12 protein-coding genes and 1 pseudogene are annotated in these 12,663 nt (G+C 68.5%); 11 read left to right on the top strand and 2 right to left on the bottom strand.

Annotated elements, in window-relative coordinates:
• Positions 1-9: 9 nt before the first annotated feature.
• From PS467_RS08550 to PS467_RS08565, 5 genes are all read left to right on the top strand, one after another.
• Positions 10-1,317, top strand: coding sequence for an MFS transporter (locus PS467_RS08550; RefSeq protein WP_311034744.1), 1,308 nt, complete (start codon positions 10-12; stop codon positions 1,315-1,317).
• 27 nt (positions 1,318-1,344) lie between these two features.
• Positions 1,345-2,373 (top strand): NAD(P)-dependent alcohol dehydrogenase, encoded by a 1,029-nt coding sequence (locus tag PS467_RS08555; protein WP_311034745.1) that lies wholly within the window; start codon positions 1,345-1,347, stop codon positions 2,371-2,373.
• A gap of 71 nt (positions 2,374-2,444) precedes the next feature.
• The gene (locus PS467_RS42030) at positions 2,445-2,591 is read left to right on the top strand and encodes a hypothetical protein (protein ID WP_432280554.1); all 147 of its coding nucleotides are present in this window, start codon (positions 2,445-2,447) and stop codon (positions 2,589-2,591) included.
• Complete coding sequence (locus PS467_RS08560) at positions 2,588-2,890, top strand: YbhB/YbcL family Raf kinase inhibitor-like protein (protein ID WP_432280555.1); 303 nt, start codon at positions 2,588-2,590, stop codon at positions 2,888-2,890. The genes PS467_RS42030 and PS467_RS08560 overlap by 4 nt, the downstream gene beginning before the upstream one ends.
• Before the next feature lie 34 nt (positions 2,891-2,924).
• Positions 2,925-3,761: a fumarylacetoacetate hydrolase family protein gene (locus PS467_RS08565; protein WP_311034746.1), complete on the top strand. Its 837-nt coding sequence runs from the start codon at positions 2,925-2,927 to the stop codon at positions 3,759-3,761.
• Positions 3,762-3,889: 128 nt separating this feature from the next.
• On the opposite strand, the pseudogene PS467_RS08570 reads toward PS467_RS08565, so the two are convergent.
• Positions 3,890-4,488, bottom strand: a pseudogene (locus tag PS467_RS08570) (IS5 family transposase); the annotation flags it as partial.
• A 48-nt stretch (positions 4,489-4,536) separates the two neighbouring features.
• A complete protein-coding gene (locus PS467_RS08575) occupies positions 4,537-5,247 on the bottom strand; it encodes a GntR family transcriptional regulator (RefSeq protein ID WP_311034747.1) in 711 nt (236 codons plus the stop codon).
• A 118-nt stretch (positions 5,248-5,365) separates the two neighbouring features.
• Here PS467_RS08575 and PS467_RS08580 point away from each other — a divergent pair, with 118 nt between their 5' ends.
• The 6 genes from PS467_RS08580 to PS467_RS08605 all read left to right on the top strand — a co-directional run bounded on the left by PS467_RS08580 (position 5,366) and on the right by PS467_RS08605 (position 12,576).
• Positions 5,366-6,226: a fumarylacetoacetate hydrolase family protein gene (locus tag PS467_RS08580; protein WP_311034748.1), complete on the top strand. Its 861-nt coding sequence runs from the start codon at positions 5,366-5,368 to the stop codon at positions 6,224-6,226.
• Positions 6,223-7,152 carry a VOC family protein gene (locus PS467_RS08585; protein WP_311034749.1) on the top strand — a complete coding sequence of 310 codons (930 nt, stop codon included), beginning with the start codon at positions 6,223-6,225 and terminating at the stop codon, positions 7,150-7,152. Before PS467_RS08580 ends, PS467_RS08585 begins: the two co-directional genes overlap by 4 nt.
• 162 nt (positions 7,153-7,314) lie before the next feature.
• Positions 7,315-8,187, top strand: coding sequence for an SMP-30/gluconolactonase/LRE family protein (locus PS467_RS08590; protein WP_311034750.1), 873 nt, complete (start codon positions 7,315-7,317; stop codon positions 8,185-8,187).
• A gap of 2 nt (positions 8,188-8,189) precedes the next feature.
• Positions 8,190-9,698 carry a bifunctional 3-(3-hydroxy-phenyl)propionate/3-hydroxycinnamic acid hydroxylase gene (locus tag PS467_RS08595; RefSeq protein WP_311034751.1) on the top strand — a complete coding sequence of 503 codons (1,509 nt, stop codon included), beginning with the start codon at positions 8,190-8,192 and terminating at the stop codon, positions 9,696-9,698.
• 29 nt (positions 9,699-9,727) lie between these two features.
• A complete protein-coding gene (locus tag PS467_RS08600) occupies positions 9,728-11,386 on the top strand; it encodes an AMP-binding protein (protein WP_311034752.1) in 1,659 nt (552 codons plus the stop codon).
• Positions 11,383-12,576, top strand: coding sequence for a lipid-transfer protein (locus PS467_RS08605; protein ID WP_311034753.1), 1,194 nt, complete (start codon positions 11,383-11,385; stop codon positions 12,574-12,576). Before PS467_RS08600 ends, PS467_RS08605 begins: the two co-directional genes overlap by 4 nt.
• The last annotated feature ends 87 nt before the right edge of the window (positions 12,577-12,663 follow it).

A 12,663-nucleotide genomic window follows, 5' to 3' on the forward strand; every position in this document is an offset into this window, starting at 1 on the left:
CGCTCGAGAATGACCGCGTTTCAGGCCGGGGTCGTCGGGATGTGCCTGGTCATCAACCTCTTCGAGGGTTTCGACGTCCTGGTGATCGCGTTCGCGGCGTCAGGAATCGCCAAGGAGTGGTCGCTCACCGCGTCCCAGGTCGGACTGCTGTTGAGCAGCAGCCTCGTCGGTATGGCACTCGGCTCGGCCCTCATCGCTCCGCTCTCCGACCGGATCGGCCGGCGGCCGCACACGCTGATCTGCCTGACCGTCTGCGCCGTGGGCATGCTCCTCGCGACGGTGAGCACCGGCTTCTGGTTCCTGGGGGTGTGCCGCCTGCTGACCGGACTCGGTGTCGGGGGCATGGTGGCCGGTCTCCCCGTGATCATCACTGAGTACTCACCACGGCGCCTCCGGGGCACGATGATCGCCCTGTACGGGACCGGCTTGCCGGTCGGCGGGATGCTGGGCGGTTCGGTCGCCGTGCTGGTGACGTCCGAATACGGCTGGCGAGCCAGCTTCCTCGTCGGTGCCGTGCTCACCTTCGCCATTCTCGTGGCCGTCGCCCTGGCCCTGCCCGAGTCGCTGGACTACCTGATCAGCCGGCGGCCACAGGGCGCGCTGGAGAAGGTCAACAAGCTGCTGAGCCGGATGCGGCTGCCCGCGGTGGAGGCGCTGCCGCCCGTCCCGCCCAAGGAGGAGCGCGGTGTGCTGGCGAACGTCCTGCGCGGTCGTGAGGCCGTTCGCACCGTCGCGCTGTGGGTCGCGTACTTCTTCATGATGGCGAGCTTCTACTTCGCCGAGAGCTGGACGCCTCTGCTCCTCCAGCACAACGGCTCTTCCACCGCGCAGGGTATGGACGGAGGGCTGCTACTCAACCTCGGCGGGCTGGCGGGGACGTTGCTGCTCAGCGTTCTGGCCCTGAAGGTGGCGACGCGCACCCTCACCGTCCTGGCGTTCCTGGGAGCGGGGCTGTCGTACCTGGCGATGAGCCTCTTCCTCGGCTCGACCGTGGTCGCGCTGGCTGCGGCCGTCGCCATCGGGCTGTTCGTCAACGCCGGCGGCAACGGGCTGAACTCGATCGTGCCCGGCCTCTACCCGGCATCCGTGCGTGCCACCGGCGTGGGGTGGGCCATGGCGGTCGGGCGGCTCGGCGCGTTCAGCGCTCCCGCCCTCGCGGGACTGCTCCTCGATCACGGGTGGTCCGCGCGTTCGCTGTTCGGTCTGCTCGTCCTGCCACTGGTGCTGGTCGCGGCGCTGATCGCCGTGATCGTCAGCTCCGCGAGGTGGAGCCGGACCTCTGCCGAACCCGCGGGATCGCTCTCGCCGGTCAACTGATTCCCTCGTACCGATCAAGGAGAACTCATGCGAGCTGTGCGGCTGCACGACTACCAGAAGCCGCCGACGGTGGAGGACGTACCGGAGCCGACGCTCTCCAGCCCGCTGGATGTGATCGTGAAGATCGGTGGCGCCGGCGTCTGCCGCACCGATCTGCACATCATCGAGGGGCAGTGGGCCGAGGCGATGGGGCCGCGACTCCCCTACACGCTCGGCCACGAGAACGCCGGCTGGGTACAGGAGGTCGGCGAGGCGGTCACCAACGTCAAGGTCGGCGACACGGTGATCCTGCACCCCCAGCCTTCCTGCGGGTTGTGCCTGGCCTGCCGGGCCGGCCGGGACATGCAGTGCTCCGACGCCGTCTTCCCCGGAGTGTCGAACCACGACGGCGGCATGGCCGAGTACCTGCGCACCACGGCGCGCGGCTGCGTCAAGCTGAACCCGGACACCAACCCGGCCGACGTGGCGGCACTGGCCGACGCGGGGATCACCGCCTATCACGCGGTGCGGCAGGCCGTACCGCTGCTCCACCCGGGCACGGTCGCCGTCATACAGGGCGCCGGCGGGCTCGGCCACATCGGCATCCAGGCCGTGGCCGCCCTCACCGCCGCGAAGATCATCGTGGTGGACCGTAACCCGGAGGCGCTGAAGCTGGCCGAGAAACTCGGTGCGGACGCGACCGTGCCGGCCGGCGACGATCACGTCGAGGCCGTCAAGGAGCTCACCGGGGGCCGGGGCGGCGATGTGGTCTTCGACTTCGTCGCCGAGCATGGCGCGGAGAACGACGCCTTTGCGATGACCGCCCCGGCCGGATCCCAATACGTCATCGGCTATGGAGGCGAACTGCGGATTCCCACCCTCGACCTGGTGGCCGCCGGGAAACAGGTGGTCGGCAACATCGTCGGCACCTACAACGACCTCGTGGAGCTGATGGCCCTCGTGGAGTCCGGCAGGGTCACCCTGCACACCAAGAAGTACCCGCTGGACGCGGCGGCGGAAGCGCTGGACGACCTCGCCCACGACCGGGTCAGGGGCCGCGCGATCCTGGTCCCCTGAACCCCACCCCCACCACACGCCGGGACAGGACGGCCCGCCGCACGGTGCCGCGAACGTGAGAGCGAGTCCCCATGTACTTCAACGATCCCTTCGCGCGGTTGCCCGAGGTTCCGAGCTTCACGCTCAGCAGCGAGGACGTCAGCGATGGCGAGCCCCTGCCCCTCGCCCAGTGGTCGGGCATCTTCGGTGTCCTCGGCGGAGGGTCCCCGCTTCCGTGACCGAGCCGGCGAGTGACGCGGACAACGGCACGAGCGAACTGCTCCCGCCTGGTGCCATGCAACTCCCCGGCGACGCGGGAGCGGCCCGGTTCCTCGGCGCCGCGCCACCTGCCGGTCATGGCCCGCACCGCTGCTTCATCGTGGTGCAGGCCCTCGACATGGAGGACATCGGTGTGGAGGCGAACACCACGCCTGCCTTGCCGGGCTTCCACATATCCGGCCACGTCCTGGGCCGCGCGGTGCTGACCGCGACCACCGAGACCACCAAGACCACCGAGACCACCAAGACCACCGTCTGATCATCCGCGCTCTCATACCCAGGAAGAGGGTTCCATGCGCATCGCCAATCTCCGTGGCCGCGCCCACCTGTTGAGCGGTCCGGGCGCGACCGACATCGCCCGCGCCAGCGGCGGGCGGTTCGGTCCCGATCCGATGGATCTCTTCGCACACTGGGATGCCTTCCGCGCCTGGGCCCGCACCGACGGTGTCCACCCCGCCGCGCCGTATCGACGCGAGGACTTGGGCGCGCCGGTTCCCCGCCCGGGCCAGGTCTTCGCCATCGGGCTCAACTACGCCGCACACGCGGCGGAGACCGGCCTCGAGGCAACCAGGGGGATGCCTTCGGTATTCACCAAGTTCACCAGCTCCCTGACCGGCCCTACCGGTACGGTCCACCTCACCGGACCATCGGTCGATTGGGAGGTCGAACTCGTCGTGGCGATCGGCAAGGAAGCACATCACGTCGCAGCCGCCGATGCCTGGGAGCACGTAGCGGGCGTGATGGTGGGGCAGGACTTCAGTGACCGGGATGTGCAGATGAGCGGAACCCCTCCGCAGTTCTCCCTCGGCAAGAGCTACCCCGGTTTCGGCCCGACCGGGCCGGCGCTGGTGTCCCTCGACGAGATCGCCCCGGACACCCCGCTCCGGCTGCGATGCTGGGTCAACGACGAACTCGTCCAGGACGGCAGCACAGATCAGATGATCATGCCCGTGCCGGTCCTCATCGAGCGGATTTCCTCGGTGTGCACCCTCTACCCGGGAGATCTGGTCTTCACCGGTACTCCGGCCGGGGTCGGCATGGGGCGGACCCCGGCCCGTTACCTCGCCAGCGGCGATGAGGTCCGTACAAGCATTGACGGTATCGGCGAGATGACCCATGTCCTCAGGTGATCGATGCCGCCATGAGGTGATCACCATCGGAGGCTGCCCGCCGCTGTCACTACCTGCGGCGTTGTCACACGATCGAGGGGCGGTCTCTGTGAGACCACCCCCGCACGATCGAAGTCCCGGGCCCGTCTTCAAACGGATCTTGCCCAGAGCAGGAACGATGCAAGGGTGACCGCCGCTTCGTAGGAAGTGGCGGTCTTCTCGTATCTGGTGGCGATCCCGCGGAAGCCCTTGAGCCGGTTGAAGCAGCGCTCGATCATGTTGCGTCGCCGGTAGGTCTCCCGGTCGAACCCTGGCGGTCGGCCGCCGTGGACTCCGCGCCTCAGCCGGTGCCGTCGCTGGTCGGTCTTCTCGGGGATGGTGTGCGCGATGCCGCGTCTTCGCAGGTAGGCACGGAAGCCGCGGGAGCTGTAAGCCTTGTCTGCGATGACTTGGCCGGGCCTGCACCGAGGCCGGCCCAGGCCGGTGCGGGGAACACGGATCCGTTCCAGCAGAGGGCGTGCGCAGACACCGTCGTGGCGTTGGCCGGGCGTCACCAGGATCGCGAGCGGGCGGCCCTTGCCGTCGCAGGCGAGGTGAATCCTGGTCGTCAGCCCGCCTCGGGATCGGCCGAGGGCGTGATCGTCCGGTTCGTCCTGCCGATGCCGCCCCCTTTTCGGCCGGTGGCGGCGGCGTGCTGGTGGGCGCGGACGATGGTGGAGTCGATCTGGACCAGCCAGTCGAGGTCGCCTCGCCGGTGCGCATCAGAAGCGGCTGACCGGGCCGCTGATCGCGCGATTCATCCGCGCTGCGGGGCGAGCTCTCCGTCCGAGGGCTCCTCGATGCCGGGGAGTCTGGTGAGCAGCATCCGGGTCGTGCATGCGATGTGCTCGCGCAGCAGTTGGGCGCCCAGGTCTGCGTCGCGGTCGACGGCGACCCGGGCGAGTGCCTGGTGTTCGGCGGCCGGATCGCGGCCGCTTTCGTGCAGCATGGGGGAGGCCCAGCGCCGGTAGAGTTCCGCCTCGGCCCGCAGTCCCTGGGCGATCTCGGTCAGGCGCCGGTTGCCGCAGCCTGCGAGCAAGGCAGTGTGGAACTCCTCGTGGGCCAGGTACCAGTCGTCACCACGCTCCCCGTCCGCGACCTCACGGTCGCGCAGGGAGAGCAGGTGGTGGGCGGCCACGACGCCGCTTTCCCATGCCGCATCGCCCTGGAGTATCGCCATACGGAAGGCCAGGGACTCCAGCTCTATCCGTGCGTGCGTCAGGTCGGTCAGCTCGTCCGCCGACAGCTGGGCGACGGTGTAGCCCTGGTGTGCCTGCAGTGTGACCAACCGCTCGGACGACAGCTTGGTCAGGGCCTCTCGCGCCACTCCCACACTCGTGTCGTAGGTGGTGCACAGGTCGGGGAACTTCAGGCGCTGCCCCGGCCGCAGACGCGCGGTGAAGATGTCGTGTCTCAGCCGTGCGTACAGCTCGTCGGCGCGCGTGCCCGGTTTCACCCTCTTCGGCATGTTCGACACTGTACACCATAAGTGAATCGAAGAGAAACTTTCGAAAGTTTCCTTGCTATTTGAATGTCGACGGATGGAGAGTGGAGTCACCGGCAGGCAACGAGTGCAAGGAGGCACCGTGCGCATAGGCAACGTTCGGGGTAGGCCGTGGCTGGTCACCGGCACGGAGCGTGGGGTGGACATCCACGAGTCCAGCGGTGGGCGGTTGGGTCCGGGGTTCGCCGAGCTGTACGACAACTGGGAACAGGTCGTGCAGTGGGCGGCCTCCGTACGTGATGAGGGGGTGCCCTTCGACCATGCGCAGCTGGGGCCCCCGTCCCCGCACCCGCGGCAGGTCTTCGCCGTCGGCCTGAACTACTTCGACCACGTGGAGGAGGCCGGGCTGGCGGTCCCGCAGGAGCCCTCGGTCTTCACCAAGTACGTCTCCTCGTTCGCCGGCGCCGAGTCGACGGTCGAGTTGCCGCAGGGGTCCGTGGACTGGGAAGTGGAGGTCGTCGTCATCATCGCCCGCACGGCCCGCCGTGTCGCCGCCCGCGATGCCTGGACCTACGTCGCGGGCCTGACGGTGGGCCAGGATCTGTCCGAGCGGGGCCTGCAGCTGACCGGGTCGCCGGCCCAGTACAGCCTGGGCAAGTCCTTCGCCGGCTTCGGGCCGACGGGTCCGTATCTCGTCTCGTGCGACGAGTTCTCCGACCCCGACGATCTCGAGATGGGATGCCTGGTCAACGGGGAACCGGTGCAGAAAGCCCGCACCTCCGGGATGATCTTCCCCATATCTGTTCTGATCGAGAAGCTCTCCCAGGTCACCACCCTCTACCCAGGAGATGTGATCTTCACCGGCACCTGCGCGGGGGTGGGGGCGGTACGCACCCCGCCGCGTTTCCTCTCCCCGGGGGACGAGCTCGTCTCCTCCATCGAGGGAATCGGCAGCATCCGGCAGCGCTTCGTCGCCGCCGCAGCGGAAGGGGGCTCGGCATGAGCCTGCACCGCCTGGCCTCCGTCACGATAGGGGTCCCGAATCCGGAGCTGACCAGTACCTACTACGAGGACTTCGGGCTGACCCGCCACACGGACGGCTGGTTCTCGACGAGTCACGGCGGCCGGCAGCTGCGGCTGGTGCACGCGCCCACCCGGCGGCTGCTCGAGGTGTCCATCGCCGCCGACAGCCCCGACGATCTGCGTGCCATCGCCTCCCGCCTGGCCCGTCTGGGCATCGAAGCGAGTGTCGGCGACGGGCGGATGGTGGCCGTCGAGCCGGCCACCAAGGTCACGGTCGAGGTAACGGTGGGCAGCCGCATCACCCAGCCCGCCATACCGGCCGTACGGTTCAACGGCCCCGGCAGGGACGAGCGCGGCCCGGCCCGCGCGCCGGCCGTCCTGCGGGAAGGACCGGTGCGGCCCCGCAAACTCGGGCACGTCGTGATCGGTTCCGTCGACCAGGTGGCCACTCAGCGCTTCTTCACCGACGGCATCGGTCTCAAGGTCAGCGACGAACTCGTTGGTGTCGCCACGTTCATGCGCTGCTCCACGGACCACCACAACATCCTGGTCCAAGCGGCGCCGGTGAACTTCGTCCACCACACCTCCTGGCAGGTCGACGACGTCGACGAGGTCGGGCGCGGCGCCATGCAGATGCTCGAGGGCAATCCGGAGCGGCACGTGTGGGGCCTGGGACGGCACACCATCGGCTCCAACTTCTTCTGGTACCTGAAGGATCCGGCCGGCAACTTCACCGAGTACTACTCCGACCTCGACTGCATCGTCGAGGACGCGTTGTGGAAGCCCGAGGTGTGGGACGGGACCCGCGCCCACAGCTTCTCCGCCTGGGGGCCGCCCCTTCCGCCCTCCTTCATCGAACCGGAAGACCTGGCCGCGATGATGACCGGCACCCACAGCGCCGGGTGACGGCCCGCGGCCGTGAGGACACGGCATGCGCGACACACATGCGGGCCGCCCGACATCCCACGCGACCGATCCGGGCGAACCAGCACCACACCACAGTGACAGCCACCGCACACCCGTGCCTGCACGGCGAGCCGCACCGGCACCCCTCGAAAGGTCATCGCCATGAAGACGTACGCCAGTGGCATGAGGTGGGGCGAAGCACCGCGCTGGCACGAGGGGGCCCTGTGGCTGTCGGACACCCAGGCATCGCGCCTGTGGACCGACGCCTCAGGAAGCTGGCGCCCCTTCGACCTCGACTCACCGTCCAACGGACTGTGGTTCCTGCCCGACGGCCGCCTCGTGGGCGCGATGATGTACGAAGCCCGCATCGCCCAATGGGACGGACAGCGCTGGCAGCCTTACGCCGACCTCGCCCACCTGGGGGTTGGCCCCCTGGGGGACATGGTCGGTGACGCCGACGGCAACCTGTACGTCGACGACGTCGCCTTCGACGCCGCATCGGGCGCCCCCGCGAAGCCGGGCCGCATCATCCTCGTGCGGCCCGACGGCAGCGCCACCGTCGCAGCCGACGGCGTCGACTTCCCCAACGGACTGGCTATGATCGACGGCGGCCGCACTCTGGTCGTGGCACAGACCGCCTTGCAGTGTCTGACCGCCTTCACGGTGCGCGCCGACCACACCCTCAGCGCCCCGCGCCGCTACGCCGACCTGCGCCGTCTCGTCGGCCCCGACGCCCGTCCCGACGGGATCTGGCCGACCGAGCACGGCATCTGGGTGGCGACGACCAGCGGCCAGGCGCTCGTGCGGGTGACCGACGACCGGCTCCACCACACGGTCGACACCGCCCCGCGGCTGCCCATCGCCTGCTGCCGACGCGGGGACGGAACCCTGATCGCCACGCTGGCCGACACCCACGGCGCACCGCTGATGGACGCCGTGGCCTCCCGAACCGTCACGGCCTCGGCCGTCCTCATCACCACGCCGGGCACCGCCCTGCCCACCCGATCCATCGCACCTACGCACACTCAGGGGTGAACATGACTGACACCGACGAGGGACACGTTGATGTCGCCGTCATCGGCGGCGGAACCACGGGCCTGGCACTGGCCCGGCTGCTGGCGATCGAGGACCTGAAGGTCGCCTTGATCGACCCCTTGCGCCTTCCGCGTCACTTCCCGCGTGCCACACACTTCGACGACGAGACGATGCGTACCTTCCAGACCATGGGGCTTGCGCACATGGAGAAGGACTTCGCGCTCGCCGGCGTCTACCGCTTCTATGACGCCGGCCGACGGCCGGTGATGGAGTTCCCCTTCAACAAGGGGATCACCGAACAGGCGTGGCAGTCGGACTACATGTTCTACCAGCCCGATTTCGAGTCGGCGCTGCGCGGTCGCATACACATGGATCCGCACACCGAGCACTACTTCGGCTGGACCGCGACCAACCTGAGCACGGAAGGGGACACGGCGCGTCTTCGGCTTCGGGAGAAGGCCACCGGCATCGAGCGAGACCTGACGGCGACATTCGTCATCGGCTGCGACGGCGCGAACTCCTTCGTGCGCCGGACCATGGACTGCGCCCAGACCGACTACCACGCCACCCATCGCTCACTGATCGTCGACATCCAGCCCTTCGTGGAGAAGGAGGAACTGTCCGGGCGGGACGCCTTCATCCACGCGGGTATCCGCAACCCCTTGACATTCGTGCCGATGACCGGGCCGATCGTGCGCTTCGAGGAACTGCTGCGCCCCGACGACTCCGTCCGTACCTTCGAGAGCCTCGATCACGTCTACGAGATGCTGCGGCCCTGGCTGAGCCCGGACGAGTACCGCATTCTGCGAGCGGACGTGTACGAGTGGGACGCCGTCGTCGCCGAGCAGTGGCGGTCCGGCCCGCTGTTCCTTGCCGGAGACGCGGCGCACGAGATGCCCCCGCACCTGGGCCAGGGCATGGCCTCCGGCATCCGCGACGCCATCAATCTGGCCTGGAAGCTCGGCCGTGTCGTGCGCGGTGAATCCCCGGGCGAGCTGCTGAACACCTACGAGTCCGAACGCAAGCCGCACATGACCGAGTTCGTCAAGCTCGCCGCGCAGATGGCCAACGAGGTCGAGGCCATGGAGTACCTGCAGGGCACTGACGACTCCGCTCAGGTGCCCGTCACCCGGCGCGAGACGCTGCGCCCGCGCCTGGGCGAAGGCATATGGGCGCACCAGGACGAGAGTGCCGGGCGCCTGAGCGCCCAGCCTGTCCTGCCGGACGGACGGCGCCTCGACGACGTGGTCGGCTACCGGTTCGCGGTCGTGGCCGAACCGGAGTGCGCTGCGCGGATCGACGCGGCGACCACCGCATCCCTCAAGGCCATGCGCGCCCAGGTCGTCGTCGCCGACTCCGACGACGCGCGGGACTGGCTCAAGACACTGAACGCGACCGCCGTCGTCATCCGGCCCGACCGATTCGTCTTCGGTACCGCCACCGACGCGTCAGGGCTCAACGCTCTGCTGGCCCGCCTGCAGACCGCCCTGAACGAAACGGCACGGTCATGAATCCGACGGTCCGACCGGCCCGCACATGGGTGAACGGAGCCCCTGTACCACCGTCGCCGCTCACCTACGTCGGCGACCCGGACGAGGCCACCACGCTCGGCGACATCCTGCGTACCCGCGCCGCCCTCAGCCCCGAGGCGACCTGCCTGACTCTCGACGCCACGGTGCGGACCTACGCCGACATGCTGGCCGCGGCCGAACAAGCCGCGGCCGCACTGGCGGCGCTGGGCATCCGGCAGGGCAGCAAAGTGGCCGCGCTGTTGCCCAACTCGACCGAGTTCCTCGACATCTGGTTCGGCGCCTCGCTGCTGGGCGCGGTGTTCGTTCCGATCAACACCGGGCTCAAGGGTGAGGGCCTGCGCTACATCATCGAGCACAGTGAGGCGGAGTTCATCGCTCTCGACGCTTCCCTGGTCGACGCGCTCACCGCCGCCGTCCCCGCCGGACACGGGCCGCAGCACCGGTACATTCGCGGCCGGACGGACCCGCCGCCCGGCTACGAGTCCCTGGCCGCCCTGCTGGCCGGGGCCCATCGCCCTGCCCGCCCCTGCGCGATCAGCCCCGGCGACCTCGCCTCCATCCTCTACACCTCCGGGACCACCGGCCTGCCCAAAGGCGTCATGAACTGCCACAACTCGTTCGCTGTCGCAGCCCACGAGTACACACGGCGTTACGTGCGCATCCGCCAGGACGACATCCTGTACACAAGCCTCCCCCTCTTCCACGCCAACGCACAGTCCCTCACCGCGGTCGGCTCTCTGGTGTCCGGCCGGCCCATGGTGGTGGCCCCGCGCTTTTCCGCCTCGCGGTTCTTCGACGACATCCGCACCCACCGCGCAACCGTGTTCAACTACATCGGCGCGATGCTCACCATCCTTGCCAAACAACCCGAACGGGCCGACGACGCCGACAACCCCCTGCGGCTCGCGATCGGCGGAGCGGCCCCGGCCGACCTGTGGCGAGCGTTCGAGAAGCGCTTCGGCCTGACCGTCCTGGAAATCTACGGCCTCACCGAAAGCGCCACGTTCTGCCTGGCCAGCCCTCCGGAGGACATCAGGACCGGCATGATCGGCAAGGAAACCAGCTGGTCGCAGGTCAAGATCGTCGGACCCGACGGCGACACGCTGCCCGACGGGCAGACCGGCGAGATCGCCATCCGCAGCAAGAAGCCGGACACCATGTTCCTTGGCTACTACAAGAACGAGGAAGCCACCCGTAAGGCCGTGCGCGCGGGCTGGTTCCATTCCGGCGACCGGGGCCGGCGCGACAAGGACGGGTACTTCGTCTTCCTCGACCGCCTGAAGGACTCCATCCGGCGACGCGGAGAGAACATCTCGTCCTACGAGATCGAACGGATCGTCAACACCCACCCGCACGTGACCGAGAGCGCGGTCATCGGCGTGCCCTCGGACCTCGGCGAAGAAGACGTCATGCTGATCGTCGTTGCCAAGGACGGCGACATCGACTGCGACGGGCTCATCGAGTTCTGCAGGCAGCGGATGGCCGAGTTCATGGTGCCGCGCTACATACGCCGCGTCGCGCACCTGCCCAAGACTGCCACGCAGCGTGTCGAGAAGTACGTCCTCCGGCAGGACGGCACGAAGGACGCCTGGGACCGGTACAGCAACAGCACACCCGCATCCACACCCCCCGTACCCCCGCACCCTCAGCAGCAGGAGATCGGATGACGCGCACCTTCGTGATCGGGGTAGGCCTGACCACCTTCGACAAGCCAGGAAAGAAACCCGGGGACTACCCGGACTGGGTGCGCGAAGCCGGTACCGCAGCGTTGCGCGACGCGGGCGTGGCCTACGAGCAGGTCGGACAGGCGTACGCCGGTTACGTCTACGGCGACTCCACCGCCGGCCAGCGCGCCGTGTACGAACTCGGCCTGACCGGTATCCCCGTCGTCAACGTCAACAACAACTGCGCGACGGGTTCGACAGCGCTCTACCTCGCCCGCCAGGCCGTGGCCTACGGCATCGTCGACTGCGCGCTCGCCGTCGGCTTCGAACGGATGCAGAGCGGCTCCCTCAAGCCGATGTACACCGATCGCACCAACCCTCTCCAGCGTCACATCGATCGTATGAGCGAGATCCATCCGCCGGAACCCAGCCCGTTTTCACCGCAGCTGTTCGGCAACGCCGGACGTGCGCACATGGAACGCTATGGTTCCAAACCGGAGCACTTCGCCTGGATCGCCTGGAAGAACCACAAACACTCCGTCAACAACCCCTACGCGCAGTTCCAGACCGAGTACACCCTCGAAGAGATCACTGCCTCCCGGATGATCCACGAGCCCCTCACCAAGCTCCAGTGTTCGCCCACCTCTGACGGCGCCGGGGCCGTCGTCATCGCCTCCGAAGCCTTCGTCGACCGCGCAGGATGCCAGGACCGCGCCGTGGAGATCACCGGCCAGGCCATGGCCACCGACCTCGTCTCCAGCTTCGACGCCACTGCCGACCCCATGCGTATCGTCGGATACGACATGACGAAGCAGGCGGCAGCGCAAGCGCTGCGCCAGGCGGGACACAGGCCCGAGGACATCGACGTCTGCGAGCTCCACGACTGCTTCAGCACCAACGAACTCATCACCTACGAAGCTCTCGGGTTCGCCGACGAAGGAAACGGCCACGAGCTCGTGGAGCGCCGGGCCACCACCTACGGCGGCGACGGCCCCGTGGTCAACCCGTCCGGCGGCCTCATCGCCAAGGGACACCCCCTCGGAGCCACCGGTCTCGCCCAGTGCGCCGAACTGACCTGGCAGTTGCGCGGCGATGCCGGTCCCCGCCAGGTCGACGGCGCACACGTCGCCCTCCAGCACAACCTGGGCCTGAACGGTGCCGCAGTGGTCACCGTGTACGAGAGGGTCGCCTGACCCTTCACCTTTCGTTCGCACTCCCGCGCGCACGACGCCTCGCGCCGGGAATCCGGCTGCGGTCGGCAGCCGGATTCCCGGGTTCGG

Source organism: Streptomyces luomodiensis (assembly GCF_031679605.1).
Classification (GTDB): domain Bacteria; phylum Actinomycetota; class Actinomycetes; order Streptomycetales; family Streptomycetaceae; genus Streptomyces; species Streptomyces luomodiensis.

Bases quoted from the DNA above. Each gene is read 5' to 3' on its own strand.
- PS467_RS08550 (WP_311034744.1), top strand. From the start codon at position 10: ATGACCGCGTTTCAGGCCGGGGTCGTCGGGATGTGCCTGGTCATCAAC.
- PS467_RS08555 (WP_311034745.1), top strand. From the start codon at position 1,345: ATGCGAGCTGTGCGGCTGCACGACTACCAGAAGCCGCCGACGGTGGAG.
- PS467_RS42030 (WP_432280554.1), top strand. From the start codon at position 2,445: ATGTACTTCAACGATCCCTTCGCGCGGTTGCCCGAGGTTCCGAGCTTC.
- PS467_RS08565 (WP_311034746.1), top strand. From the start codon at position 2,925: ATGCGCATCGCCAATCTCCGTGGCCGCGCCCACCTGTTGAGCGGTCCG.
- PS467_RS08575 (WP_311034747.1), bottom strand. From the start codon at position 5,247: ATGCCGAAGAGGGTGAAACCGGGCACGCGCGCCGACGAGCTGTACGCA.
- PS467_RS08585 (WP_311034749.1), top strand. From the start codon at position 6,223: ATGAGCCTGCACCGCCTGGCCTCCGTCACGATAGGGGTCCCGAATCCG.
- PS467_RS08590 (WP_311034750.1), top strand. From the start codon at position 7,315: ATGAAGACGTACGCCAGTGGCATGAGGTGGGGCGAAGCACCGCGCTGG.
- PS467_RS08595 (WP_311034751.1), top strand. From the start codon at position 8,190: ATGACTGACACCGACGAGGGACACGTTGATGTCGCCGTCATCGGCGGC.
- PS467_RS08605 (WP_311034753.1), top strand. From the start codon at position 11,383: ATGACGCGCACCTTCGTGATCGGGGTAGGCCTGACCACCTTCGACAAG.